The sequence below is a fragment of the Sphaerisporangium sp. NPDC049003 genome (assembly GCF_043197795.1).
Classification (GTDB): Bacteria; Actinomycetota; Actinomycetes; order Streptosporangiales; family Streptosporangiaceae; genus Sphaerisporangium.
Genome location: NZ_JBICTU010000011.1, coordinates 1 through 24,740, shown reverse-complemented (window position 1 = coordinate 24,740; position 24,740 = coordinate 1). Strand labels below are relative to the sequence as shown.

The window sequence follows — 24,740 nt, the reverse complement described above, 5'->3', positions numbered from 1 at the left end:
CCTGGCCCCCTAAGCGAGCCCCGTCCGGTCGTCCCGACCCCGGGCTCGGGCCGGATCCGCTTCCCTCGCTCTGAGAAGGGCATTCACAGCCCGCGAGCGAACCCGCGCACCCATCGCCACAGCCTGCGAGCGACCCCGCGCCACCACGGCTTCTCCGCCACCACAGATGGCGGGCGACCCGTGAGCCGGGCGCCCGCCATATCCGTCGTGGTGCTTCTGTCGTCCGGTTGTGGTCCGTCGTGGCCGCGGCGCCGCGAGCCGTCTCAGGCCCGCGGCACCGCGGATGTCACACGGAGTGCACGGTCATCGGCAGCCCGCCGCGTACCCGCAGGGACAGCATCGGCTCGGCGACCACCTCGTGGCCGGGAACCTTGGTGAGCCGCAGGTCACGGGCCACCATGGCGATCACGAACGTGGCCTCCATCATCCCGAGGTGGTTGCCGACGCAGAACCTCGGTCCCGCGCCGAACGGGATGTAGGCGTACCTCGGCCGGTTCGCGGGACGGTCCGGGTCGAACCTCTCGGGGTCGAACGTGTCGGGCGCGTCCCAGAACGCCGGGTGCCGGTGCAGCGTGTACGGGCTGATCAGCACGTCGGAACCGGCCGGCACGTGGTAGCCGCCGACCTCGTCGTCCCCCTGGGCCTCCCGGGGGAGCATCCAGACGGGCGGGTAGAGGCGCATGACCTCCTCCACGACCATCGCGGTGTAGCGCAGCCGGTGCAGGTCCTCGTAGACCGGCAGCCGGTCGCCGAGCACCTCGACCGCCTCGGCGCGCAGCCGCTCGCGGACCTCCGGATGCCCGTCGATGAGGTGGAACGTCCACGACAGCGTGCTCGCCGTCGTCTCGTGCCCCGCGAGCAGCAGGGTGACGAGCTCGTCACGCATGCGCTGCCGGCCGACGCGCGGGTCGGTCTCCTGCCGGGTCGAGCCGATCAGGCGGGACACGACGTCGTCGCCGCCCTCGCCGGTCCGCTCCAGGCGGTCGGCGACGAGGTGGTCGACGATCCGCTGGAGTTCCTTGCGGGCGCGGCGGAACCGGATCTGCTTGGGCAGCGGCGCCCACAGCGGCACCTTGCTCAGCGTCACCAGCTCGAACATCGCCTGGTCCTGCACGGCCTCGAAGGAGTGCCCGATCGAGCTGAAGGCGCCGAGGTCGGCGTCGAGCAGCGTGCGCCCGAGCACGCCGAGGCTCAGCGAGGTCATCTCCTGGACGACGTCGACCGGCTCGCCGCCCGCGTGGGACCGCAGCCGCTCGACCAGGTTCTCCGCCTCCTTGGCGATGATCCCGTCTTGCTGGGAGATCCGCTTGTTCTGGAACACGGGCTGGATCATCCTGCGCTGCTTGCGCCACAGGTCGCCCTCGCTGGTCAGCAGCCCGTCACCGATGGCGCGCCGTGCCTGCACGAGGCCGACGCCCTTGTGGTAGTTGCCGCTGTTGTCGGCCAGCACGTGCTTGGCGTGGTCGGGGTGGTTGAAGAAGTAGAGGGTCTTCGGGCCGATCGACAGCCGGGCCGCGTCGCCGTAGGTCGCGGCGAGCGACATCAGCGCGATCCGGTCCGTCGCCAGCTTCTTGAACAGGCTCGGCGCCGCCCAGGGAGGCGGGCCGGGGGGCACCCGGCGGCGGGCCGGGGATCCGGCCGGCCGCTCGGGTGCCTCCTGGGGCTGTGGTCCGGTGACAGTCACGCCGGCACCTCGCTCCAATCAGGACTGATCTGCCGGAACTTTCCCTTGAAGACCAGCAGGGCGTCCCGGTCGGTCTGCTGGTGGAGCGAGATCACCTTTCCGATGAAGATGGTGTGGTCACCACCGTCGTAGGTGCGCCACAGCTCGCACTCGAAGCTGGCGAGCGTGCCATCGAGCATCGGCACGCCGCTCACCTCCCCGGGCGTCCAGTCGACGTGGTCGAACTGGGCCGCGCCCAAGGTGCGCCAGCGGTCGGCGAAGTGCAGCGCCGCCGCCTCCTGGTGGGCGGCCAGCACCGACACCCCGAAGAAGCCCGTGTCGGTGAGGCACTGGTGCATCACCGCGCCGCGATCGACGCAGATCAGCACCAGTGGCGGCTCAAGCGACACCGAGGTGAAGGAGTTGGCGGTCATGGCGTGCGGGGTGGGGCCACCCGTCGTCACGACCGTGACACCGGTGGCGAACGTCCCGAATGCCCGCCGCAGCGACCTCGCGTCCGGCATCGGACGGGTTGTCGTGGAGTTCTCGACGTTCACGCTGTCCTCCTTGCTAGCTGTCGCATCCGCGCCTACTGGGCGTACGGTTCGAGCGCCCGGGCCAAGGCGTCGGGAACCCTGGCGGGGACCGTTCGGGTGTTCGGCCCGCGCATGCACGCCACTCGCTGCCGGCCGCGGGCGACGAGGGTCTCGCCCTCTCCCGGGTCGAGGCGGACGTAGTCGAAGCTGAACTCGACCTGGGTCTGCGCCAGCTCCTGCAGCCGCATCCTGATCGACAGCTCGTCGAAGGCCGTGATCTCGGCGAAGAACTCGCAGTCCACCTTCAGCGTGAAGAGCTTCAGGTCGTCCTGGAGGTCGGCGAGCACCTCGGGCGCCCGCTGCTTCAGGAACATCTCCCTGCATCGTCCCTGCCACCGCAGGTAGTTGACGTAGTAGACGTTGCCGACGATGTTGGTCTCTTCGAAGCCGACCGTGTGCTGGTATTCGTAGTACTTGCCCATGGCCTACGACCGCCCTTCCGTGAGGACTGCGAACACGACTGGGGACTGGGCGTCCCGGAGCGTCGTGGCGAGCGTCGAGACGCGCGCACCGCCCGACGCGAAGACCGCCCACGCGTCCCGTCCCGCCGGGGCGAGGGTCAGGGGCGCGTCCAGCGGGAGGCCGGCGCCGCGCAGGCACTCGACGGCGGTCAGCACGCGCGTCGCCGCGGTGCCGAGCCCCTCACCGGTCTCCGCGGAGACCAGCCCGGCCAGCGGCGCGTGCGCTCCGAGCAGCTCCAGCCACTCGGCCTCGGGCCGCTCGGTCACCGGCGCGACGCCGGAGCCCAGCGTGCCCTCGGCGGCGACGCACAGGGTCACGCCCGCCCCGTGGGACGCCGAGACCGTCGTGCCGCCGTCGATCTCCAGCCCTCCGCCGGGAAGGTGCCGGACCTCGACCCGCCGGCCGAGCGCGCGCCCGGCCACCACGGCCGTACGGGCCTGACGCTCGGCGTCGCCGTCCGGGCCGTCCGGAGTGTGCGGCTCGACCGCGACCGCGACCCGCGCGCCGACCAGGTCCTCCAGCGTGCGCTCAAGGTAGGACCCGAGGAGCGGGGTCACCCACGGGCCGCGCCCGTCCTTCTTGCGCACCGCCTGCAGGCGCAGGCCTTCCCACCTTTCGACGACCTCGCCGGCCGGTGTGCGCACCGCGATGTCGTAGATGTAGGTGTCACCGACGCGTTCCCGCTCGGTGGCGCAGTAGCGCAGCTCGCCCGCCGCCGCCAGCGCGGCGCCACCGGGGTGGATCCGGTCGATCCCGACCGGCAGCAACGTGGCGTCCGGCACGCAGACCTGGTTGCCGTGCATCAGCGCGTCGCGCATGCCCGGGTCGCCGAGGAGCAGCTCCCCGGACAGGAAGCCGGCGAACCAGTCCCTGGCCGAGATCGCGGCCACGTCGGCGTCCACGTGCCGCGCGGCGGCCCTGTGGTAGCGGCGCAGGCGGTGGAACCGCCCGCCCTGGAACAGCACGTCGCCGTACAGCTCGGTGGCCGGGTCCAGCGGGACGACCGGCAGGCCCTCGCCGATCTGGCTCGGCGGGCCCTCCGGCGCCGCCTCGCCGGTGAACCGCAGCCGCGCGCGGAAGTGGTCCACCTCGAAGCCGGTCTCCGCGCTGCGGATGGCGACCTCGACCGTGTCGTCGTCCTCCGTGACGGTGGCGGCGATCCGGATCGTGGTGCTGCCCTCCGGCGGCACGATGATCGGCCGCAGGAACTCGGCGTTCTCGATCACCGGGACCGCTTCGCGCCCGATGGTGGCCGAGGCCACCTGCGTCATGGCCTCCATGCCGAACACGGCCGGGAACAGCAGGTTGCCGTCCAGGAGGTGGTCGGCCAGGTAGAGGTCGGTGCCGGCGTTCATCTCGGCCTCGGTGACGAGCTCGACCCCGTGGTAGCGGATCAGCGGCTTGTCGACGAAGCGCAGCAGCGGAAGCGACGGCAGGTCGTAGCGGACGGTGTCGATGCCCTCGGTGCGCCCGCTGATCACCACGACGGTGGGGACGTCGGGGTCGGCGACCAGCCGCCGCATGATCTGCACCCCCTGCTCGGGGGAGATCGGCGCGATGCCCTTGGCGGCGAGGCCCTCGACGACCGAGAGCCGCTCGCCCATGCCGACGTCGGACCAGACCGACCACTCCATGCAGATCGCGCGGCACCGCGGGTGCCGCTCGCCCACCTCGCGGGTGAGCTCCGCCAGCCAGTCGTTGGCCGTGGAGTAGTGGGCCTCGCCATGCAGGCCGGCGCGGCCGATGATGCTGCCGAAGGACACCAGCAGGCGGAGCCGTGCCGGGTCGACGGCGTCGAGCACGTTGCGCAGGCCGTCGACCTTCGGGGCGAAGGTGCGCCGGAAGGCGGCCATGTCGAGGGTCGACAGGCCTCCGGGCTCGTTGCGCCCCGCGCCGTGCAGCACGGCGGTGACGGATCCGAGCTCCGCCTCCAGTTCGGCGATGCCGCGCCGGACCGCGCCCGCGTCGGTGACGTCGGCCCGGGCGTAGCGGACCGTCACGCCGGACTCGGCCATCCTGCGGAGGTTGTCGGCCAGCTCCTGGTCGGCGGCCGGGTCGGAACGGCCCAGCACCGCCAGCTTGGCGCCGGTGTCGGTCGCCACCGCCAGAGCGCACTCGGCGGTGATGCCCTTGCCGCCACCGGTGACCAGCAGCACGTCGCCGCCGTCCAGCGGCTGCTCCGTACGGGCGGACCTCACCGGCATGGCGCGCATCGTCGGCACCCGGCGCACGCCATCGGCGTCGTAGAACGCCTCGGCGAACCTGGTGGTCGACGCCACCTCGGCCACGACCCAGGAGACGGCCTCGGGGGCCGCGGGCACGTGGACGATGGTGGTGCGCAGGTGAGGGGCCTCAAGCTGGAGCGTCTTGGCCAGACCCGCGGCGCCGCGGTCGTGCTGCACCACGACGAACCGCGTGCCGGACGGGCCGGCGATGGCCGCCTTCGCGCCCAGCAGCGCCTGCTCCAGGTGCTCCTCGGCGCAGTCCCGCGGGAGGACGACCAGGACACCGGAACCGACCTTGCCGCTTTCGAGCGCCTGCCGCAGCGGCCCGGCGAGCGGGGAGTCCCCGGCCGCGTAGAGCTGCCACTGGCCGTTCTCCTGGGGCGAGGTCCGCGCGGGGAGGCGCAGTTCGTCCAGGTCGACGGAGAAGGGCCGTGCCCAGGACGCGGCCCCGGCCACCAGCGTCGCCGGGGCGGCCGTGGCGGAACCGGCGTTGGCCGCCAGCGCGTCGAGCGCCTCGGACAGTTCGCGAAGGCTCGCCGTCGCGAGGTTGGTCGGCGCCTGGGAGGCGGGCACGCCCAGCTTCTGGGTGGCCTGGTCGATGATGTGCATCACCGTGACCGAGCTGAGGTGCAGCTCGTCCAGCGGCCTGCTGTCCTCGCTGACCATCTCCAGCGGCAGCTCGGCCCGCTCGGCCGCGAGGCGGCGCAGCAGGTCGATGCTCGACTCCGCGGCGTCCCCCTCGGCCGGCGCCGCGCCGGAGGCGACGGCGGGGGCGGCCTTCAGGGGCTCCTCGGCCCGGCGGACGGTGCCGCTGATCTGGATCTGCGGCGCCTTCTCGACGGGGCTCTGGAAATAGGTGAACTCGGTGCCGACCGCGAGGGGCCTGACCAGCCGGCCGTGGAAGAGCTCCTCGTGGACGATCGGGACGCCGGCGACGTAGGCCGCGCCGGCCACCCGGAGCAGTCCGGTCAGCGACTCGTCGTCGGTGTCCAGCGCGACGGCCGGGACGTCGGTGACGGACGCCGCCAGCCCGCTGAGCACGCGACCGGGACCGACCTCGACGAGGAGGTCCATGTCCTTGGCGGCGGCCTCCACGGCCTGGGTGAACAGGACCGGATCGGTGATCTGCCTGCGCAGCAGCGCCGGGATGTCGGTGTCCGGAGTGAGCGTCACCCCGCTCACGGTGGAGACGATCGGCCGGTCGACCGGCCCGAAGTCCTCCCCGGCCAGGTGCTCGCCGAACTCCTCGGCCGCCGGTGCGACGAGCGGGGAGTGGAAGGCGTGCGACACCGGCAGCTTGGTCCATTTCAGGCCCGCGCCGGCGGCCTTGCGGCCGAACTCCTCGATCGCGTCGACCGGTCCGGCGACGACGGTCTGCTCCGGCCCGTTGTACCCGGCGATGACGACGGGCAGCTCGCCCGCCAGCTCGGTCACCGTGTCGGGTGTGGCGCGGACGCTGGCCATGGTGCCCGAGGCGCTGTGCTCGGTCATGGCCTTTCCGCGGACGGCCGCGACCCTCAGCAGGGTCTCCTCGTCCATCGCGCCGGCCCAGTGCAGGGCGGAGATCTCGCCCAGGCTGTGCCCGACCGCGACGTCCGCCTCCACGCCGATCGCGGCCAGCGCGCGCAGGCCGGCCATGGAGCCGGTCACGATGCGCGGCTGGGCGACCGCCGTGGCGACCATGTCGCCGGTGGTGGGCAGGTTCGCCTTGAGGTAGATCTCCTCGGCCTCGGCGAAGCGCCGGCGCAACGCGCCGCCGCTGGTGCCGCGGCCCGAGCCCTGCCCGGGGAACAGGAAGCCGACCCGGCCCGGCCCGTCGGCCTGGCCGAAGAAGGCCCGGCCGTCGGGGGCGAACAGGCTGGTCTCGCCCGCGTCGAGCGCGGTCAGCACCCGCTGGAGCTGCCGCTCGGCGTCCTCGGGCGAGGACACCACGACGGCGGCCCGGTACGGCAGTTCGCGCAGGTCGCGCTGAAGTGTGGCCGCGAGGTCGGCGAGCTGGCCGTAGGACACCTTGATCACGAAGTCCGCCAGCTCGGCGACCCGCTCGCGAAGCGCCTGCGGCGAGGCCGCGTCGGCGAGGAGCAGTTCCGCGTCCTGCAAGGAGGAGGCCAGGCTCTTGGTGCGCGTCGAGAGCGGCGCGCGCTTGCGGGGCCCGGAGTTCTCCAGCACGACGTGGGTGTTGATGCCGCCGAAGCCCATGGCGGTGATGCCGGCGCGCACGGGCGCCCCGGCCGGCCAGGGCTCGGCCTTGCGAAGGACGCGGAGCTTCGCCGACTCGCCGGTCAGGACGTCGTGCGGGTCGACGCAGCCGATGGCCGGCGGGAGCACCTGCTCGTGCACCGCCATGGCGGCCTTGATCAGGCCGGCGACGCCGGCCGCGGCCTTGGCGTGCCCGATCATCCCCTTGATGGAGGAGACCGCCGCGCGCGTGGCGCCCGGGTCGGCCTCGGCCCGTGCCTCGGACAGCGCGGTGAGCTCGGTGGCGTCCCCGACGGGGGTGCCGGTGCCGTGGCCCTCGAACAGCTCCACGGTCTCGACGCCGAAGCCGGCGCGCTCGTAGGCCCGCCGCATCGCGAGCTTGTAGCCGCTGACCTCGGGCCGGGTGATCCCGCCCTTGCCGTCGGAGGAGATGCCCCACCCGGCGATGGTCGCGTAGATGCGGTGACGGGCCTTGACGGCCTCCTCCTCGCGCATCAGCACGATCATGCCGCAGCCCTCACCCGGCCAGAAGCCGTTGGAGTGCCGGTCGTACAGGCGCATCTCGTTCTTGGCCAGGGCTCCGGTCTTGGCGAAGCCCACGATCTCGAACGGGTCGATCGAGAGGTCGACGCCGCCGACGATGGCCACGTCGATCTCGTTGTCGATCAGCGCCTTGCACCCCGTCGTCACCGACAGCAGCGACGAGGAGCAGGCGCCGTCGACGGTGTAGCCGCCGCCGTTGAGGTCGAAGTAGTTGCAGATGCGCCCGGCGATCGTGTTGGACAGGCCACCGGCCAGGGTGTCCTCGTCGATCGAGGGGAACGGGCTCTTGTAGGTGACCTCCAGGTCGGCGAGGAACGTGGCCAGCCGGTCGTCGTCCCAGCCCTGCTCCTTGAGCTGCGCGGCCACGGTGCGGCGCACGTACGGCCAGCGCAGGCGCATGACGTTCGCGCGGGTGAACTCCCCGGTAAGGGTGTTGCCCACGACCACGCCCGTGCGTTCCTTGGGCAGGCCCTCGGCGCCGGGGAAGCCCGCGTCGGCCAGGGCGAGGCCCGCCATGTCGAGCGCGAGCCAGTGGGTGAGGTCGGTGGAGCGGTACGTGGAGCCGCCGATCTTGTAACCGACGCGGTCGAACTCGTAGCCCTCGATGACCGCCGCGGTGCGCGCGTAGAAGGTGTCCGGGTGCGCCGGGTCGGCGTTCCAGTAGTCCTCTAGGCGCATGCGCACGTCGGGCAGTCTCCGGAAGGCGCGGCGACCGGCGAGAGCGTTTTCCCACAGCTCTCTCGGCGAGGTGGCGTCCGGGTACCGGCACGCCATGCCGACGATCGCGATCCTGGTCATACGGTCGCGACCTCTTTCCCTGCGGTCGGGACCCTCTCTACGGGAACCTCGGAGGCGCCCTTGCGCGCCTCGGCCTCACGCTGCTCGCGTGCCTTGTTGACGAAGTGCAGCGCCCAGAAGAAGCCGCCGCGGATGGCGCAGACGCCGGCCGTGGCGAAGAAGAGCGCGTAGGAGATGTGCACCGCGGTCAGCAGGCCGTACAGCAGGGCGATGCCACCGCCGAAGGCGACCTGGGAGGCCGGCTTGGACGGGCTGGTGCCCGGGTCGGTGACCATGTAGTTGCTGAAGAGCACGAACGCGACGCCGGTCATCATCCCGAGTGCCGCGGGTATCGACGTTCCGAAGAAGATGCCGCGCACGATGGCCTGGAGGGCGAAGACGCCCACCCAGCCGAGGATCAGCGGCATGCGGTTCGTGAGCTTGCCGTTCAGCATCGTGCCGCCGAGGATGATGATCCCGGGGATGATCCAGTCGAACCAGGTGTCGGTGTGCTCGGTGAAGTGGTACGGCGGTGCGATGCTGGCCCAGGGCAGGAGCAGCAGGATGACCGCGATGCCGAAGTTCGACGGGTTCATGAAGTGCCGCATGCGGCCCTTGACCGGCGCTCGGAGCACCCACTTGGCGCCGACCGCGACCACGACTCCGAAGAGCAGCACCAGGATCTGGTCGTTGACGTAGATCAGCATGTTCATCGCGAGCGAGGTGATGTGCGCTGGATACAGGAACTGCACCAGGCCGCGGAACCCCAGGCCCGTGTAGCGCGGCGCGCGCTTCTCGACCTTGGCTCCGATGTACTCAAGCCCGATCTCGGTCGCGTAGCCGGTGGCGAGGGCGAAGAACGGCCACAGCCAGGGCTGCTCGAACCCGAGGACGGTGTATCCGAAGATGTTGAAGACGGAGATCGAGATCGCGAAGTTGCGCAGTGCGATGATCACCTTGGGGTCGTGACGCGGCGGCGCGGCGGCCTTCGTTTCAGCGGGGGCCTTCGTTTCAGCCATGTCGATCACTTCTCCTTGGCCTGCTGGCCGAGCACGAGGCAGTGCCAGCCCGTGGTCAGCTGAAGATCCTGGTCATGCACCTGTCCGGTGCGGTCACGCCAGCGGATGTGCACCTGCACCGGCCCGGTGACGTTCTGGCCCAGTCCGATGTGGACGTCGGTCGAGCGCCTGCCGGAGTGGCCGCTGCTGCCGTCGACGCGGCCGATGAACGAGCGGCCGTCCGCCGTCTTCACCGTGACCTGCGCTCCGGTGGCCGGTGAGCCCGGCGCGGGAAGCGTCCCGGCGACCGGGGCATCGTCGCGGGTGAGCCGCAGCCCGATGTACGAGCCGGCCGAGGAGCTCTGGTTCTGGTAGAAGACCGGCTCGCCCCACTGCCGGGCGACGGCGAAGTCCACGAGGCCGTCCCCGTCGGAGTCGCCGGTGGCGATGCCGCGCGTGGGCACCGGGATGGCGAGGCCGAGCTGGGGGGCGAGGTCGACGTAGCGGCCCGTCGGGCCCTTGGCGAAGAAGTGCAGCGTCTGGTTTCCGCCGATGTCGTCGCCGGCCTCCGCGTTGGGCCACCAGAAGGGGTTCTGCAGCAACTGGTCGTTGGCCGTGGCCAGCTCCTGCAGTTGCGGCCAGCGGTCGATCTGGCCCTTGACGAACCCGGTCGCCTGGGCGATCGAAAGCTCACCGGCGTTGTTGAAGTCCTCCATCTTGACGTCCCAGCCCCAGCCGGACCACGCCGTGCCGGAGGGGGCGCTCTCGTCCACCCACGGCGCCTCGCCGGCGCGCAGCTTGGCGCGCAGTTCGGCCTGGTTCTTCGACGTGGACATGAACTGGAGGTTGCTCTCCTCGATGCCCCACGACGTCGTGATGTTGCTGACGAACATGTCGAAGATGCCGTCGTGGTTGAGGTCGCCGAAGTCCACGCCCATGCCCTTGAAGGAGTCGTGGCCGACGGTCTTGGACTTGGGGATCAGGGCCGTGCGGACGCCCTCGATGGGCGAGAGCTTGATGTGCCCCGGCGTGGACTGGTTGTAGAACATCCGGTCCGGGCCGAAGTCGTTGGCCAGGTACAGCTCGGGAAGCTGGTCGCCGTCCAGGTCGGCCGCGGCGGCTCCGAGCTCCCAGCCCTTCGAGGCCTCCTTGGACAGGACGTTGTCCAGGCACTCGTAGGTGACCGTGGGCCGGTCGCCCTTGGTCGAACCGGTCCAGCGGAAGAAGTAGTCCTCGCCGCCGTTGTGGCCGTCGGACATCGAGTGGTTCATGTGGACGCCGCCGGCCACGGTGGAGTCCAGGACCGGGCTGTCGGCGAAGTAGTTGCCGATGAAGATGTCGTCGTGGCCGTCGCCGTCGAAGTCGGCGACGGTGGCGGCGTTGGTGTTCCACTGCGGGCCGGTGTACTCGCCGTTGGTGGAGTTCGCGCCGGGCACCAGCTCGGTCGGCAGGTAGGCGTCGGCGCTCAGCTTGGTCGCGTTCGGCTTCGCGAGGTAGACGATGGGCGTGCGGCCCCACATGTAGACCAGCAGGTCAAGGCGGCCGTCCTCGTTGTAGTCACCGGGGACGCAGCCCATGGGAGCCATGTGGTCGTTCATCGGCAGCGAGCCCGGGTTCAGGGCAAACGGCGCATACCGTTCAGAGCGGGCACCCGGGGTCGGCGTCACGACTGCCTGGTCGATACGTGTGTCGACGAGGCACAGGTCGTTGGACAGCCCGTCGCCGTCGAGGTCGTTCATCGCGATGGCCGCACCGACCGAGGAGATCCAGGCGTCGATGTGCTTGTAGTCCTGGTTCACCTTGCGGATCGTCCGCTCGGTGTATCCACTGGGCAGCGCGATCGACAACGGCTTGAACGAGAACTTGCTCGCGATGGCCGAGGTCTCGGCCGCGGAGTACGAAGGCAGACGGGCGATCAAGAAGACGCTCGTGACCAGCACGAGAGCGACGATTCCCGGGAGCTGCCTGCGCAGCCATCCAAGGGTCGCAGTCACGGGCTAACACCTCCAAGAGAGACAAATTGGTCGGCAATCCGCCGGCGCCACAATTCATAGGCCGGCACATCGCCCTGGATCTGCTGGTCGGGGCGCGATTCGTTGCTGATCCGCGCCGCCTGCTCCGGCGTCACGCCGCAGAACACCTGGGTCGCGATCTCTGTGGCGGGCACCACCAGTCCCGGCTTCACCCGGGCCTCGGCCGCGAAGGCGGAGCCCTGGGCGAGCTGGGGGCGGTACACGCCCGCCCGGTCCCTGAACTCCCGCAGCTCGTCCTCTTCGGCGCCGCAGGCATAGGTGGCGGCCAGGCCGGCGCCCGCGTACAGGTCGCCTCGCCGGTGCTCGGGGAACCGGTGGATCATCGTGGTGACCACGTCGACGTCGGTGCCTCCGACGAACCACATGGCCCGCCCGATGCCCTGGTCGATGACGCGGTTGGCGTACCCCTGCGGGGCGTCGGCCGGCCACGGGAACCTCGGGTCCTGGTACTGCCCGTGTACGTACTGCTCGGTGCGGAAGTAGGCCTGGTGGAAGCCGTATCCATCGAGCGCCAGGTAGCGCAGCAACGGGTCGGGCAGGTAGAGCTTGGACCACAGGAACTTCGGCAACCGCGCCATCGCCCAGCCGACGCCGACGTAGATCAGGTAGATCTGGGCGTCGCCCCGCCCCGCGAGGAAGCCGGCGACCTTCGGGCCGCGTGAGAGCGGCGTCGCGTCGAGGATGGCGAACCCCATGCCCGCGCCCTCGTAGGCGAAGCCGCGGAACCGCTTCGGGATCTCCTCCAGACGGTCCTCGGCCTCGGCGGGCGTACGTGCCTCGGCCGCGTACGCGTAACCGGTGAGGAACATCTCACCGACCTTCTCCAAGAGGTCACGGGCCTCCGGGCTCTTCACGTGGAAACCACGTGTCGAGAGCTTGGTCTCCGAGACGTTGGGTGTCAGAATACGGCTTCTCAATGACCGTAGAGTGCTGGCCAATTGCCTCTCCCTCCCCGCGGGGGTCATCCCTTTAACCGTGGGGTAATGTATGCCTAAATGTAGACATATGGGCTTACTTCGGGTCCACTTCAAACGTGCTCAGTAAAAGCCCGGAACCGTTGGCCGGGCAGCCTGAGACAGACCGCCCGGCCAAATCGGTCCCGCCCCCTGTGAAATTCGCCGGCGCCGCCGGAAGTCGTCCGTGTCAGCTCGGAACACGGTCTCCGGACGAAATGAAATGCGCGCGGATCGCGCGCCGCCACAATTCATATGCGGGAACCGAATCGGTACCGCCGGACTCCACCGCGGTGCTGTCGGCGAGCGCCACGGCGCCCTCCATCGACAGGTCGGCGAGGATCGCGGCGGCCATCTCGGTGTGCGCGGGCACGAAGCCCGCGAAGTCGCGCGCCTTGGCCGCGAAGACCACCCCCTGGGCCAGCTCGGGGTGGTGGACGCCTGCGGCGCGGCGCAGCGCGGTGAGGCCCTCGGCCACCGAGCCGCCGGCGAACGTCGCGGCCAGGCCGACCCCGCTCCACAGGTCCGCCTGCCGGTGGGCGGCGAAGCCCTTGACCCTCGCGGCGATGTCGGGGACCTGCCCGGCGTGGATGAACCACAGCGCGCGGCCGATGCCCTGGTCGACGGCTCGCAGGAAGTAGTCGGGAGAGCCTTCCCACGCGTAGGGGGCGGGGACGCGCTGCTCGTCGACCCAGCGCCGGGTGTCGAAGTAGGCGCGGTCGAAGCCGTACCCGTCGACCGCCAGCCAGCTCATGGTCGGGTAGTACGCCGAGCCGCTCAGGTCGGGCATGATCTTCTTCCACAGCGGCCTGGGGAGCCGCGCCATGGCGAAGCCGATGCCGATGTAGGTGAGGAAGATGTGCGGCTGCCCGGGGCCGAGCAGGAGATCGCGGGTGCGGGTCCCCCTGCCTCCGCCCATCGCGTCCACGATCGTGAAACCCATCGTCGCGCCCTCATAGGCGAATCCGCGCAACTCCTGGTCGACCATGCTCAGGCGGCGCTCCACCTCCCACTGGTCACGCGCGTCGATTCCCCATTCGAAACCACAGATCACCGCCTGGGGAATGGCCTCCAGTTTGCGCGTGGCGGCCGACGGCGTGGACGGGAAACCGCGCACGCTGAAAGTGACGTCGGCCAGTGACGGAGTCAGCACGAGCCTGCGCAGTGAACCTAACAGGGTTGGCATAATGCTCCTCGTCTTTTCGCCGCCAGCCGATGACGGTTACTCACACCAGCGTGACCATTTCATGGTCATATGCCGATCGTTGAGGCACATCTCCCTGATTGCTGTGCTATGTAATGATCTGTAGTAAATCTTGTTACCGCTGCGAAGAATGAAAGAAGCCCCCGCGTAAGCAGGGGCTTCAATGGGGCTCGGGCGGGGTTCCCCTAGCTAGGGCGTGTCTTCAATTGATCTTAAGTAGTGGATCATGGTCGGGTGAGACTCGGACGCTCCCGGGGCGGCCAGACCGGCAAGATCCATCCTGAGAGGCCTGGCCGAGGTTCGCTGCGGTACGGCCGTGCTCGATAGGGGCGCCGGGATCAGCGGCGCACTTCGCCACGCCCGCTTGGCGCCGTGACCCGAGAAGGCAGTGGCCGCGCGGGCTCGGGGCCACATACGTTCGTCTCCATGGTCGACGCGACTCTCGGGCATCCGCGCCTCGCCGCCATCTACGACCCACTCGATCCGGACCGCAGCGATCTCGACGCGTATCTCGCGATGGCGGAGGAGTTCGGCGCGCGGTCCGTGCTGGACATCGGGTGCGGTACGGGCGTGTTCGCGCTGCTGCTCGCCGAGCGCGGGCGGGAGGAGTGGGCGGAGTGGACGCGCGAGACCACGTACCGCATGACGGACATCCCGGGCGTCGGCCACATCGAGACCTGGGCCGAGCTGAGGGACGTGAGCCTGCCGCTGGTGAGCTTCCGGGGTACGCATGTGTTCACTGCGGACGAGGACGTACTGACCTCGGAATCGACACTTCGCTTCCGCGAACGTACGGAGATCGAGCGGGACTTGCACGAGCACGGCTTCGTCGTCGAGGACGTACGCGACGCACCCGACCGGCCGGGCAAAGAGTTCGTGTTCGTGGCGCGGCGCGGTACCGCGAAGCCCGTCCTTCCCGGAATGCCCTAGGGAGCGTGCGCACCGCACAGCGCCGAGCAGACGGGACTCGAAGACACTCCCTAGCCGGCCCATCCGCTGACGCGCCAGGCGGCGGGACTGGTGCTCGGCGCGGCCGGCCGGCGTGCGGAGCGGGCGCCGTCGACCCACGCGGAGGCGGCGGCCGCTTCGGCGCGGGCGGCGGAGGCGGCACGGGCGGTCAGCACCGTGATGAGCGCCGCCAGTTCCTCTGGTGTCGGGTTGCCGCGGATCACCTTCAGGTACAAGCTCTGCGCCACGTCGTACCTCCACGTCGGAACCGGCCCTCTACAAGGCTCCTATGAGGGTCCCGCGCGGGCCGCGACGGCCGCATCTTCTCAAATGCGCACCTGTAATGCGATTTTCGTCGCCTTCCGAACTCGCGCCCCGTGACGACGTGTCAAGCGCTGGGCGTGGCAGGAAGCGGCAGCGGCCGGGCAGCTTGCTGACTCGCCGAACCCTGTCCCGCCGGTCGAGGAAAGCGCAGAGTTGGTGGTGCGAGAACGAATGACAACCGAGTAAAAGGGGTCAAGACAATGACGAACGCAGTGGCCTTTCCCTCCCACCGGGACATAATCGTCGAATTGCCGGCCGTCGCCGAGTCCGATGGCCACTCGTGCGGGCTTGAATGGCCGGAGCGTGCCCCGCTCGTTCCGCTGGGTCACGAGGGCGCCGCCTCGCCGCACATCGAGCTGAACACCGATGAGCCGGGGATTCGCGGCCTGTTCAGGTTCCGCCCGGAAACGGCCCTACCTTTGAACGCGCTTTCCGAAGTCCTGCTGTGCGGAGAGAGCACGCTGAGCCGCGGTGAACGCGAACTGATCGCAGCCTACGTGTCCGCGCTGAACCAGTGCCGTTTCTGCTTCTACACCCACGCGGCCTTCGCGGCAGTGAGGGCGCCCGAGGGAATGACTTTGGTGGAGGAGGTCTGCGCCGACCTTGAGACCGCGCCCGTCTCCGACAAACTGCGGGCCCTGCTCGCCATCGCCGGCGCCGTCCAGCAGGGCGGGAAGCGGGTCTCCAAGCAGCACGTGGCACAGGCTCGCGCGGCCGGCGCGACGGACACCGAGATCCACGACACCGTACTGATCGCCGCGGCGTTCTGCATGTACAACCGCTACGTCGACGGGCTTTCCACCTTCGCCCCCGACGACCCCGCGGTCTACGCCGCACGGGCGAAGATGACCGGCGGATACCTCGCCGTGCTGGCCGATTCACAGCGCCAGGCGGGATGACCGGGCCGTAGGTGCCCGAGCCACCCGGCCACCGCGTGACCTTTGACCTCTTGGTCCGCGGAGGCCGGGTGGCCCTGCGTTTGTCACGAGAATGACGTGTGCCGCGTTTTGTTTACGAGAAGAAGTCGTCGATCACATAAGAATCGTAGGGGAAGCTCCAGCGCTCGGCGATTTTGCCGCCGACCATGCGGAACACGTGGACACCGCGCTCGTCGAGGATCTTGCCATCATGGTTTCCGCGGATCCGGAGGAGGACGGCGACGTGCTCGTCGTCGGCGAGAAACGCGTCCGGGTCGTACCGCAGCGAACTGCCGGTCTGGTCTCCGAGCTTCGCGAGATAACTTAATACGTCGGCCCTGCCGGTGTGGTCGCCCGCGAGTGAACCTTGGCCGGGAACGTGGAATACCACGTCTTCCGTGAGCAGATTGTCGCGGATGAAGTCCAGGTCACCCTTGGCGATCGCGTCGTAACTCTCGCGGGCTGGGTTGACGTTGGGATGTTCGGACATGAACGGCCTCCTGGAGATGGTGCGGATCTTTTGGGGGGCGACGGTGACGCTACGCCTGGCCGTGGGAGCAAACAAGGGAGTAAGGACAGACTTACCGTATGGTCACGTGCCGGTAACGACGCTGAGAAAAGTCGAGGAACGCCCAATGAAGAGGCCGGAGAAACCGCCCGTTGACAGCCGGGGCGTCATGTAGCGAACATGAGCGTCTGTCGGATGGATCTGTTCGCCCATGACTGCGTATGAGGTGCCCCCTCAGCGCCGGTGAGGAATCGACCATGCCCCACATCAGCCTCAACTCAGACGAGCCGGGGATCCGCGGTCTGTTCCGGTTCCGCCCGGAGACCGCTCGCCCGCTCAACGAGCTGGTGGAGGTACTGCTCTGTCAGGAGAGCACACTGTCCCGCGGCGAGCGGGAGCTGATCGCGGCGTACGTGTCGGCGCTGAACCAGTGCCGCTACTGCTTCTCCGCCCACGCCGCCTACGCGGCTGCGCAACTCCCCGAGGGGATGGCGCTGGTAGAGCAGGTCCGCGCCGACCTCGACGGCGCGCCCGTGTCCGACAAGCTGCGGGCCCTGCTGACCATCGCCGGCGCGGTCCAGCAGAGCGGGCAGAACGTCACCGGCAAGGACGTCGACGAGGCCCGCGCGGCGGGCGCGACGGACACCGAGATCCACGACACCGTGCTGATCGCCGCGGCGTTCTGCATGTACAACCGCTACGTCGACGGCCTGGCGACCATCGCCCCCGACGATCCGTCCGGCTACGCGGCGCGGGCCGAACGGATCGTCTCGCTCGGCTACCTGGGGCTGCTCGCCGAGTCACAACACCAGGCCTGACACCACTGACGTCAGTCGACGCCCGCCCCACCCCCCGAAGAGCGCCGAGCAGAACGCGTACGCCCGACCGACGCCCGTGGAGGACACACCCATGGCCAGCCATTCAAGCGCCTTACCACCCCGAGCAGACCTGCTCACCTCGTTGAACACCGACTACCACCGGGCAGGGCTGAACGTCTTCCTGGTGATCGTGCTGGCGCACTGGGCCGAGCACGTGGCGCAGGCGATCCAGATCTACGCCCTGGGCTGGCCGGTCCCGGAGGCGCGCGGCGTGCTCGGACGGCCGTTCCCCTGGCTGGTGACCTCCGAGTGGATGCACTACGGCTACGCGCTGGTCATGCTCGTCGGGCTGATCGTGCTCCGCAAGGGCTTCACCGGCCGCTCCCGCACCTGGTGGAACATCTCGCTGGGCATCCAGGTGTGGCACCACCTGGAGCACCTGCTGCTGCTCCTCCAGGCGCTGACCGGCTACCACCTGCTGGGCAGGCCGGTGCCGACCAGCATGATCCAGTTGCTGGTCCCCCGCGTCGAACTGCACCTGTTCTACAACGCGATCGTGTTCGCGCCCATGGTGGTGGCCATGTGGCTGCACCGCAAGCCCACACCGGTGGAGCGGGCGTCGATGAACTGCCGCTGCGCGCCCGCCGCGGCCTGACCGCCGATCGGTCCCCTTCCTCGATGGCCCATGGAGTGCTCATGCCCCTGATCGCGTCAGCCGCCGGCTCACCCGGCACCGCGGCTCCGCCCCGCCACCGCACACCGGCCTCCCGGCCGCTGAGCAGGCCGGCTCAGGCGGAGCGTGAGGTCTGATGGCGAATCCCGGCGAGCACGTCCACCGTTACCTGATCATCGGTGCCGGCCCCGGCGGGCTGCAGCTCAGCTACTTCCTGCAGCGTGCCGGAGCCGACTACCTCACCCTGGAACGCGAGGACTCCCCCGGCGGCTTCTTCCGCCGCTACCCGCGCCACCGCAGGCTCATCTCGCTGAACAAGGTGCACACCGGCGAGAAGGACCCGGAGATCGCCCTGCGCTGGGACTGGAACTCCCTGCTCAACGACTCACCTGACCTGCTGTTCCCCCGTTACTCGCAGGACTACTTCCCCTGCGCGGACGACCTGCTGCGCTACCTCGCCGACTTCCAGCGGGAACACGCGCTCAACGTCCGGTTCTCCACTCCCGTCGATCGCATCGAGAAGATCGACGGGACCTTCGTCGCGCACGCCGGGGACGAGGTGTTCCGCGCCGAATGCCTGATCATGGCCACCGGCTGGGGCGGCCCGCACATCCCCGACATCCCCGGCATCGAGCTGGCGGTGGGGTACGAGGACGTCGCGGAGTCCGCGGAGGACTTCACCGACAAGCGCGTGCTCATCCTCGGGAAGGGCAACTCGGCGTTCGAGACCGCCCAGGCCATCCTCGGCCAGGCCGCCATCATCCACCTCGCCAGCCCGAGCCCGGTGCGGCTCGCGTGGACGAGCAAGCACCCCGGCCACGTGCGCGGCCAGTACGGCGCCCTGCTCGACAGCTACTGGTTCAAGACCCTGCACGGCGTGCTCGAATGCCAGGTCGACCGGATCTGGCGCGAGGGCGACCGCTACAAGGCCGCGATCACCTACACCCTGGCCGAGGGCGAGCAGGCGATCCTCGAATACGACACGGTTCTGCGCTGCACCGGCTTCACGATGAACACCGGCCTGTTCGACGAAACCTGCATGCCCGAACTGGCCCCGAACGGGCGGATGCCGGCCATCCGGCCGGACTTCCAGTCGGTGAACGTCGAGGGCCTCTACTTCGCCGGCACCCTGATGCAGGCCCGTGACTTCAAGCGCGCCTCCTCCGCCTTCATCGACGGGTTCCGCTACAACCTGCGCACCCTCGCCGCCCTCCTCGCCGAGCGCTACGAGGAGGCGCCCCTGCGCCAGGAGGTCCTGCCGGTCGACCCCGACCAGCTGACCGCGACCATGCTCGACCGGGTCAACTACAGCTCGGCGCTGTGGACCCAGTTCGAGTACCTCTGCGACGTGTACGTCGTGGACGAGGCGGCCGGGCAGATCCTGCACTACGTGGACCTGCCCGAGGACTACGCGGTCGAGCGGTTCGCCGGCCACCCGCTGTACTTCACCGTCACCCTGCGGTGGGGCCGCGAGGACTACGGCGACGTGTTCGCGATCCAGCGGCACCCGACCCCGGAGCGGGCACACGAGAGCGCCTTCCTGCACCCGGTCGTCCGCGCTTGGCGGCACCGGGAACAGGTCGGCGAACGGCACCTGCTGGAGGACCTGCTGGCCCAGTGGCGCGACCCGGTCAGGCACGTGCGGCCGCTGCGCGCGTTCCTGGCCTCCCGCCTCGGCGCCACGGAAGAACGGCCGGACGACCCGTCGGACGCGCCGGACCAGGCGCCGGGCGCGCCGTCGGACGCGCCCGCCTGAACGTCCGTGAGCGCGTCAGGCCCGCCCAGCTGAGCCGTTCGGAGTGACCAGGTGCTCCACCAGGTGGTCGACCACGTCGGCGACCCGCCCACGCCGGTCGTGGGCGGCGCGCTGGCGCGCCGCCCCGGTGCCGTCGACGCGCAGCCGCTCCAGCCGGTGGGTCACCATGGCGAGGTCGCCGGTCTCCTCCAGTGCTGGACGAACGTGCCGCAGCAGCCCCGAGAGCAGGTCTCCGGCCGGTCGCAGCCCGCCGGACACCGGGTCGACGCCGTGCCCGTCGAGGCCGTCGCGCGCCGCCCGCCAGTACGCCACCCGCAGCCGCTCGGCCGACAGGGGCGGGCCTGGATCGCCGCGATCCACCCGCTCCAGCGACACCACCACCAGGGCGCGCACCACGGCCGCGAGCAGCGCGGACTCCTCGGCGGTGGCGGGCACGTCGGTCACCCGGACCTCCAGCGTGGGCAGCCGCGACGAGGGCCTGATGTCCCAGAAGATCGTCCCGGGGTCCACCAGGGCCCCCGACTCGGTCAGCGCGCCGACCAGCTCGTCGTACTCGCCCAGCGAGGCGAAGTACGGCGGCGGCCCGGCCACCGGCCACTTGCCCCAGCTCAGCGTGCGCCAGCTCGCGTACCCGGTGTCGCGGCCCGTCCAGAACGGCGAGTTGGCCATCATCGCGATCAGCACCGGCAGCCACGGGCGCAGATGGTTGCTCACCAGCACGGCCCGCTCACGGTCGGGCAGGTGTACGTGGACGTGGCCCGCGCAGATGCTCTGCTCGTCGTGCAGCGCGCGGTAGTTGGCGATGCCCACCCCGTACCGGGGATCGTCGGTGATCGGGGGCGGGACCACGTCGCCGAGCACCGGCGTGCCGGAGGCGACCAGGGCGAGCCCCTCCGCGCGGGCCGCGGCGGCCACCGCCGACCGCATCCGGCGCAGCTGGTCCTCCAGCTCGGAGACGGACGCGCACGGCGCCGTCTTGGCCTCCACCTGGAACCGGGTGATCTCGGCGCTCACCATGTCGCCCAGCTCCGCCCCGGCTCGCTTCACCACCGAGGCCGCCCTCGGCGCCACCTCCCGCGTGACCGGGTCCACGACCAGGTACTCCTCCTCCACCCCCATCAGCGGGCAGACCGCATCGAAAGGTAGCGGCTGTGGTGCTTCCACGATCGCCGTCATCCCAACTCCCACCTTGGAAAAGTTCACCTATAACCGGCGTCCGCGCCTCGACGACACGGGGCGGACCGCTTCTCGACCACGCCACGTTACCCAGCACATCCCCGATTCGCAGGCGTCAAACGGCATTTCACCCGGAAGAGCACCCTGGAATAAATATCGACGAGCCCGAATATGGGTTATTTCACGATAAATGCCCGTTTCGTAATAGCCGGTGCCCAAGCTCCACGATCATGCGCCGTCTTCTCCCGCTGCTGCTGGTGTGCGCCTTCACGGCCGCCTGTACGGCGGACCCCCAGCCCGGGTCGCTCCCCCTGTCGGTGCCACGGTGGTCGGCGACGCCGCTGGTCTCGCCCACACCGTCCCCCTCCCCGGCGGCGCGGCCGACCTCGGAGACACTGCCGCTCCCGTACGACCGGACGGCCGCGGTGGACAGCCGGCTTTACACCGCCCCGCGGGCGAAGGCGAACTGCGCGATCCCCGCGATCAGGACGGGTAGCTGGACGTCCATGAAGCGCTACCTGGGGGCGGTCTCCTCGTGCCTGGACCGGATCTGGGCGCGCGAGTTCAAGCGGACGCGGATCTACTTCAGCCCGCCCAAACGCAAGTTCGTGCGGCACCGCGTGAAGGACCGCGACTGCGGGCTCATGCCCTCCAAGGAGGCGGACGGCACCTACTGCGACGACTCCAGGATGTACTACGTCCTCGTCGAGCGCGCCGACCTCCAGCCCGGCGGCGCGGCCTGGGTGGCGGAGGTGACCGCCCACGAGTACGGCCACCACCTCCAGAACATGGCGAACATCAGCGACTACGCGTGGGACGAGGACACCGCGACCAGGTCGAAGGCCAAGAAGGACCTCCTGAGCAGACGGCTCGAACTCCAGGCCGAGTGCTTCGCGGGCGTGGCGCTCAAGGCGATGGGCGACGAGATGCCCGCGTGGTGGGAGTTCCGCTCGTGGTACTCGGGAACGCTCCCGGACAAGTGGACCCGCGACCACGGACGACTTTCCACCCAGCTGAGATGGCTCGAACGCGGCTACGACTCCGCCAGCCCCAGCGCCTGCAACACCTGGACATCCCCCAAAAGCGACGTCACCTAGTCACCGCCCGAACCTCACCGACGTCCTCTGATCGAGTGTCGAGGGAGGGGTGTGACGTCATTTCGGCGAGCACTTCGAGGGGGCTGGTCAGCAGTTTGGAGAAGGCGAGTTCGGCGGCGCCGATCAAGGTGGCGTCGTCTCCGAGAGCCGAGGTGCGGAGTCGCACCTTCTCGCGGGAGATCACCAGCACGTTCGCCTCCACCCGGCTGTGGACCTGGGCCGCCGAGCCCGGGTAGACCTCACGGAGCATCCCACCGAAGATCACCAGGCCCGGGTTGAACAGGTTGATCAGGTTCGCCACCCCGATGCCGAGCCAGTCGCCGATGCGGCGCAGCGCGTCCTGGGCCGCGAGGTCGCCGCGCTCGGCGGCCTCCACGACGGCCCGTACGCCGTCGCGGCCGGACAGCTCGGAGGACCGGCCGGCGGCGTCGAGCAGGGCCTGCTCGCCGACCTCCGCCTCAAGACAACCTCGGGAGCCGCACCCGCAGGGCCTGCCGTTGTAGGGGTTCACCATCATGTGCCCGAGCTCGCACCCGTACCCGCCATCGCCGTCGAGCAGCTTGCCGCCGACGATGATCCCGCCGCCCACGCCGACGTCACCGTGCAGGTAGACGAGGTTCTGGAAACCGATGCCCACCCCGCGCTGGTGCTCGGCCAGCGCGCCCAGGTGGGCCTCGTTGCCGACCGACACCGGCAGCCCGAACCCCAGCCTGAGGCCGAGCTCGGTACCGAAGGCCTGGTCCACCCAGCCCATGTTCGGCCCGAAGCGCACCATCCCGTCGCCGGGCCGGATCATGCCGCAGTAGGCCGCGCCGACTCCGGCGCACACCGGCTCCGACCCCGCCGCGCGGTGCATCTGGCGGGCGAACCCGGCGAGCACCCCGACCACGTCGTCGAGGTCGGCCCCGGCGCGCGGCCGTACCGCCTCCCTGCGGTCCAGGATGACCCCGCCCAGCCCGACCCTGGCGGCGACCAGGCGGTCCACGCGGATGTCGAAGGCCAGGACGTACACCCGGCCGGACTCCGGCCGGACCACCAGCGACGGCCGGCCCGCCTTGCCGGTGTCCTTGGGGAGTTCCTCGCGCACCAGGCCGGCCGAGGTGAGATCGGCGGTCAGCGCCATGATGGTGCTGCGGTTCAGGCCCATCCGGTCGGCCAGCTCCGTACGGGAGACCGCGCCGCCCAGGTGCACGTGCCGGAGCAGAGTGCCGAGATTGTGCCGGCGGATCTCTTCCTGGGAACGACCGGCTTTCAGCATCGTGGGGATCCTGACGACTCGGGGTTGTCATCGTCACGCGCCGCGACGGCGGGACAGGACATCCCCACCGACCGCAACAACTCGACAGATCCTGTCACAACGTGACGATACCAACCGGTAGCTGCGGGAGCACCTTCCTCAAAGGCTTGTCCCCCGACCGAGGGCAGGAGGGTACGGCCAGAGGTCTTCCGGCGTCAGGTGCCGGTCGTGCCGTTCGGATTGGCGGGGTCTGTCGCGTTCAGCCTGCGCAGTAGGTGCGCTCGTTCGGGCTCGGTGCCGGCCAGGGCGAGCGCCTCACGGTAGGCCGCCGCGGCTTCGGGGAGCCGCCCGAGACGGCGAAGGAGCTCCGCCCTGGCCGCAGGGTAGGGGTGGTATCCGCGTAGCCGGGGCTCGCCGGCCAGCGCGTCGAGCAGCGCCAGGCCCGCCTCCGGCCCGTCGCGCATGGCCATCGCCGCTGCCCGGTTCAGCGCGACGACCGGGGACGGCGCGAGAGCGAGCAGCACGTCGTAGAGCGCGACGATCTGCGGCCAGTCGGTGCTCGCGACGTCCGGCGCCTCGTCGTGCAGGGCGGCGATCGCGGCCTGCACCCCGTACGGACCGGGCGGGCCGCCGGTCAGCGCGACCACCACCAGGTCAGCGCCCTCCTCGATCATCGTGCGGTCCCAGCGGCCACGGTCCTGGTCGTCGAGCAGCACCAGCGCGCCGTCCGGTCCGGTACGGGCGTCGCGTCGCGCGTGGATGAGCAGCATCAGCCCGAGCAGCCCGGCGACCTCCCGCTCGGCGGGCAGCAACCGGCGCAGGATCCGGACCAGCCGGATGGCCTCCTCGGCGAGGTCGAGCCGCTGCAGGTCCGGGCCCGAGCTGGCAGCGTAGCCCTCAGTGAAGATCGAATAGATGACCTGGAGCACCCCCGCCAAGCGCCCCGGCAGCTCGTCGGCCCCGGGCACGCGGAACGGGATACGGGCCTCGCGGATCTTCTTCTTCGCCCGTACGATCCGCTGGGCCATCGTCGCGGAGGGAACGAGGAAGGCCCGCGCGACCTCGGGCGTGGTGAGTCCGGCGAGGCAACGCAGGGTCAGGGCCGCGCGATCGTCGGCGGGAAGGGCCGGGTGGGCGCAGGTGAAGAACAGCTGCAGCCGCTCGTCGGGCAGATCCTTGTTCGCGTCCGCGGGTGGGGCGGGATCGGCCCGGTCCGCCTCCACCTGCAGGATGGCGAGCCGGGCCGCGTACGCCTGGTCCCGCCTCAGCCGGTCGACGGCCCGGCGTCGTGCCGTCGTCAGCAGCCAGGCCCCCGGTCTGGCCGGAACGCCGTCGACCGGCCAGTGCACCAGCGCCGCTTCGATGGCCTCGGAGGCGACCTCCTCGGCCAGGTCGAGGTCACCGAAGCGGCGGACGAGCGAGGCGAGCAGCCGGCCGTGTTCCTCGCGGAATATCGACTCCAGGGAGGACTCGACAGGCGTCACGGCGCCCGAGACCCGCGCGTCCATCAGTTCCTCCCGAGGGGATCGTCGCCTTTGGGCGACGGGGGAATCGGGAGCGGGAGGGCCGCCAGGGCCCGAGCGTGCGGTGACCTGTCTGGTCTGCGCATCAGAGTTCTCCGTTCGTCGTCACG

General features: G+C 70.2%; 19 protein-coding genes. 6 read left to right on the top strand and 13 right to left on the bottom strand.

Going from position 1 to position 24,740, the window contains the following annotated elements; genetic code table 11:
• Positions 1-286: 286 nt before the first annotated feature.
• The 8 genes from ACGFIV_RS14085 to ACGFIV_RS14050 all read right to left on the bottom strand — a co-directional run bounded on the left by ACGFIV_RS14085 (position 287) and on the right by ACGFIV_RS14050 (position 13,635).
• Positions 287-1,684, bottom strand: coding sequence for a cytochrome P450 (locus ACGFIV_RS14085; protein ID WP_358548740.1), 1,398 nt, complete (start codon positions 1,682-1,684; stop codon positions 287-289).
• The gene (locus tag ACGFIV_RS14080; RefSeq protein WP_358548743.1) at positions 1,681-2,220 is read right to left on the bottom strand and encodes a flavin reductase family protein; all 540 of its coding nucleotides are present in this window, start codon (positions 2,218-2,220) and stop codon (positions 1,681-1,683) included. The genes ACGFIV_RS14085 and ACGFIV_RS14080 overlap by 4 nt, the downstream gene beginning before the upstream one ends.
• Before the next feature lie 32 nt (positions 2,221-2,252).
• Entirely contained in the window at positions 2,253-2,681 is a 429-nt protein-coding gene (locus ACGFIV_RS14075) for an acyl-CoA thioesterase (protein WP_358548746.1), read from the bottom strand.
• Between the two features lie 3 nt (positions 2,682-2,684).
• Positions 2,685-8,486 carry an SDR family NAD(P)-dependent oxidoreductase gene (locus ACGFIV_RS14070; protein ID WP_392834830.1) on the bottom strand — a complete coding sequence of 1,934 codons (5,802 nt, stop codon included), beginning with the start codon at positions 8,484-8,486 and terminating at the stop codon, positions 2,685-2,687.
• Entirely contained in the window at positions 8,483-9,484 is a 1,002-nt protein-coding gene (locus ACGFIV_RS14065) for an enediyne biosynthesis protein (protein ID WP_358548752.1), read from the bottom strand. The genes ACGFIV_RS14070 and ACGFIV_RS14065 overlap by 4 nt, the downstream gene beginning before the upstream one ends.
• Positions 9,485-9,489: 5 nt before the next feature.
• Positions 9,490-11,457 carry a CRTAC1 family protein gene (locus tag ACGFIV_RS14060; protein WP_358548754.1) on the bottom strand — a complete coding sequence of 656 codons (1,968 nt, stop codon included), beginning with the start codon at positions 11,455-11,457 and terminating at the stop codon, positions 9,490-9,492.
• Positions 11,454-12,413, bottom strand: a complete 960-nt coding sequence (locus ACGFIV_RS14055; RefSeq protein WP_392834826.1) for a DUF1702 family protein — start codon at positions 12,411-12,413, stop codon at positions 11,454-11,456. Before ACGFIV_RS14055 ends, ACGFIV_RS14060 begins: the two co-directional genes overlap by 4 nt.
• A 226-nt stretch (positions 12,414-12,639) precedes the next feature.
• Entirely contained in the window at positions 12,640-13,635 is a 996-nt protein-coding gene (locus tag ACGFIV_RS14050) for a DUF1702 family protein (protein ID WP_358548760.1), read from the bottom strand.
• Between the two features lie 444 nt (positions 13,636-14,079).
• On the opposite strand from ACGFIV_RS14050, the gene ACGFIV_RS14045 reads away from it, so the two are divergent.
• The gene (locus tag ACGFIV_RS14045) at positions 14,080-14,583 is read left to right on the top strand and encodes a class I SAM-dependent methyltransferase (protein WP_358548763.1); all 504 of its coding nucleotides are present in this window, start codon (positions 14,080-14,082) and stop codon (positions 14,581-14,583) included.
• 50 nt (positions 14,584-14,633) lie between these two features.
• On the opposite strand, the gene ACGFIV_RS14040 is transcribed toward ACGFIV_RS14045, so the two are convergent.
• Positions 14,634-14,849 (bottom strand): acyl-CoA carboxylase subunit epsilon, encoded by a 216-nt coding sequence (locus tag ACGFIV_RS14040; protein WP_358548765.1) that lies wholly within the window; start codon positions 14,847-14,849, stop codon positions 14,634-14,636.
• Positions 14,850-15,125: 276 nt separating this feature from the next.
• Between ACGFIV_RS14040 and ACGFIV_RS14035 the strand changes: the two genes are divergently transcribed.
• The gene (locus ACGFIV_RS14035; RefSeq protein WP_358548768.1) at positions 15,126-15,824 is read left to right on the top strand and encodes a peroxidase-related enzyme; all 699 of its coding nucleotides are present in this window, start codon (positions 15,126-15,128) and stop codon (positions 15,822-15,824) included.
• Positions 15,825-15,936: 112 nt separating this feature from the next.
• Here the strand turns inward: ACGFIV_RS14035 and ACGFIV_RS14030 are convergent, their stop codons facing one another.
• The gene (locus ACGFIV_RS14030; protein WP_358548770.1) at positions 15,937-16,332 is read right to left on the bottom strand and encodes a nuclear transport factor 2 family protein; all 396 of its coding nucleotides are present in this window, start codon (positions 16,330-16,332) and stop codon (positions 15,937-15,939) included.
• Between the two features lie 275 nt (positions 16,333-16,607).
• Here ACGFIV_RS14030 and ACGFIV_RS14025 point away from each other — a divergent pair, with 275 nt between their 5' ends.
• The 3 genes from ACGFIV_RS14025 (at position 16,608) to ACGFIV_RS14015 (ending at position 19,597) form a co-directional block, all read left to right on the top strand.
• A complete protein-coding gene (locus ACGFIV_RS14025) occupies positions 16,608-17,168 on the top strand; it encodes a carboxymuconolactone decarboxylase family protein (protein WP_392834819.1) in 561 nt (186 codons plus the stop codon).
• A 91-nt stretch (positions 17,169-17,259) separates the two neighbouring features.
• Positions 17,260-17,823: a hypothetical protein gene (locus ACGFIV_RS14020; RefSeq protein WP_358548776.1), complete on the top strand. Its 564-nt coding sequence runs from the start codon at positions 17,260-17,262 to the stop codon at positions 17,821-17,823.
• Between the two features lie 154 nt (positions 17,824-17,977).
• On the top strand, positions 17,978-19,597 hold the full coding sequence (locus ACGFIV_RS14015) for an NAD(P)-binding domain-containing protein (RefSeq protein WP_358548779.1): 1,620 nt from the start codon (positions 17,978-17,980) through the stop codon (positions 19,595-19,597).
• A gap of 15 nt (positions 19,598-19,612) precedes the next feature.
• Here ACGFIV_RS14015 and ACGFIV_RS14010 read toward each other — a convergent pair whose 3' ends face one another.
• A complete protein-coding gene (locus ACGFIV_RS14010; RefSeq protein ID WP_358548782.1) occupies positions 19,613-20,773 on the bottom strand; it encodes a glutamate--cysteine ligase in 1,161 nt (386 codons plus the stop codon).
• Positions 20,774-21,003: 230 nt separating this feature from the next.
• Between ACGFIV_RS14010 and ACGFIV_RS14005 the strand changes: the two genes are divergently transcribed.
• On the top strand, positions 21,004-21,870 hold the full coding sequence (locus tag ACGFIV_RS14005; protein ID WP_358548784.1) for a neutral zinc metallopeptidase: 867 nt from the start codon (positions 21,004-21,006) through the stop codon (positions 21,868-21,870).
• Here the strand turns inward: ACGFIV_RS14005 and ACGFIV_RS14000 are convergent.
• A complete protein-coding gene (locus tag ACGFIV_RS14000) occupies positions 21,863-23,128 on the bottom strand; it encodes an ROK family protein (RefSeq protein WP_392834813.1) in 1,266 nt (421 codons plus the stop codon). The genes ACGFIV_RS14005 and ACGFIV_RS14000 overlap by 8 nt on opposite strands.
• Before the next feature lie 194 nt (positions 23,129-23,322).
• Positions 23,323-24,615, bottom strand: a complete 1,293-nt coding sequence (locus ACGFIV_RS13995; protein ID WP_358548789.1) for a sigma-70 family RNA polymerase sigma factor — start codon at positions 24,613-24,615, stop codon at positions 23,323-23,325.
• Positions 24,616-24,740 lie beyond the last annotated feature (125 nt).

Coding starts and splice junctions, on each gene's coding strand:
- ACGFIV_RS14075 (WP_358548746.1), bottom strand. CDS start 2,681: ATGGGCAAGTACTACGAATACCAGCACACGGTCGGCTTCGAAGAGACC.
- ACGFIV_RS14070 (WP_392834830.1), bottom strand. CDS start 8,486: ATGACCAGGATCGCGATCGTCGGCATGGCGTGCCGGTACCCGGACGCC.
- ACGFIV_RS14065 (WP_358548752.1), bottom strand. CDS start 9,484: ATGGCTGAAACGAAGGCCCCCGCTGAAACGAAGGCCGCCGCGCCGCCG.
- ACGFIV_RS14050 (WP_358548760.1), bottom strand. CDS start 13,635: ATGCCAACCCTGTTAGGTTCACTGCGCAGGCTCGTGCTGACTCCGTCA.
- ACGFIV_RS14045 (WP_358548763.1), top strand. CDS start 14,080: ATGGTCGACGCGACTCTCGGGCATCCGCGCCTCGCCGCCATCTACGAC.
- ACGFIV_RS14035 (WP_358548768.1), top strand. CDS start 15,126: ATGACGAACGCAGTGGCCTTTCCCTCCCACCGGGACATAATCGTCGAA.
- ACGFIV_RS14030 (WP_358548770.1), bottom strand. CDS start 16,332: ATGTCCGAACATCCCAACGTCAACCCAGCCCGCGAGAGTTACGACGCG.
- ACGFIV_RS14025 (WP_392834819.1), top strand. CDS start 16,608: ATGCCCCACATCAGCCTCAACTCAGACGAGCCGGGGATCCGCGGTCTG.
- ACGFIV_RS14020 (WP_358548776.1), top strand. CDS start 17,260: ATGGCCAGCCATTCAAGCGCCTTACCACCCCGAGCAGACCTGCTCACC.
- ACGFIV_RS14015 (WP_358548779.1), top strand. CDS start 17,978: ATGGCGAATCCCGGCGAGCACGTCCACCGTTACCTGATCATCGGTGCC.
- ACGFIV_RS14010 (WP_358548782.1), bottom strand. CDS start 20,773: ATGACGGCGATCGTGGAAGCACCACAGCCGCTACCTTTCGATGCGGTC.
- ACGFIV_RS14005 (WP_358548784.1), top strand. CDS start 21,004: ATGCGCCGTCTTCTCCCGCTGCTGCTGGTGTGCGCCTTCACGGCCGCC.
- ACGFIV_RS14000 (WP_392834813.1), bottom strand. CDS start 23,128: ATGCTGAAAGCCGGTCGTTCCCAGGAAGAGATCCGCCGGCACAATCTC.
- ACGFIV_RS13995 (WP_358548789.1), bottom strand. CDS start 24,615: ATGGACGCGCGGGTCTCGGGCGCCGTGACGCCTGTCGAGTCCTCCCTG.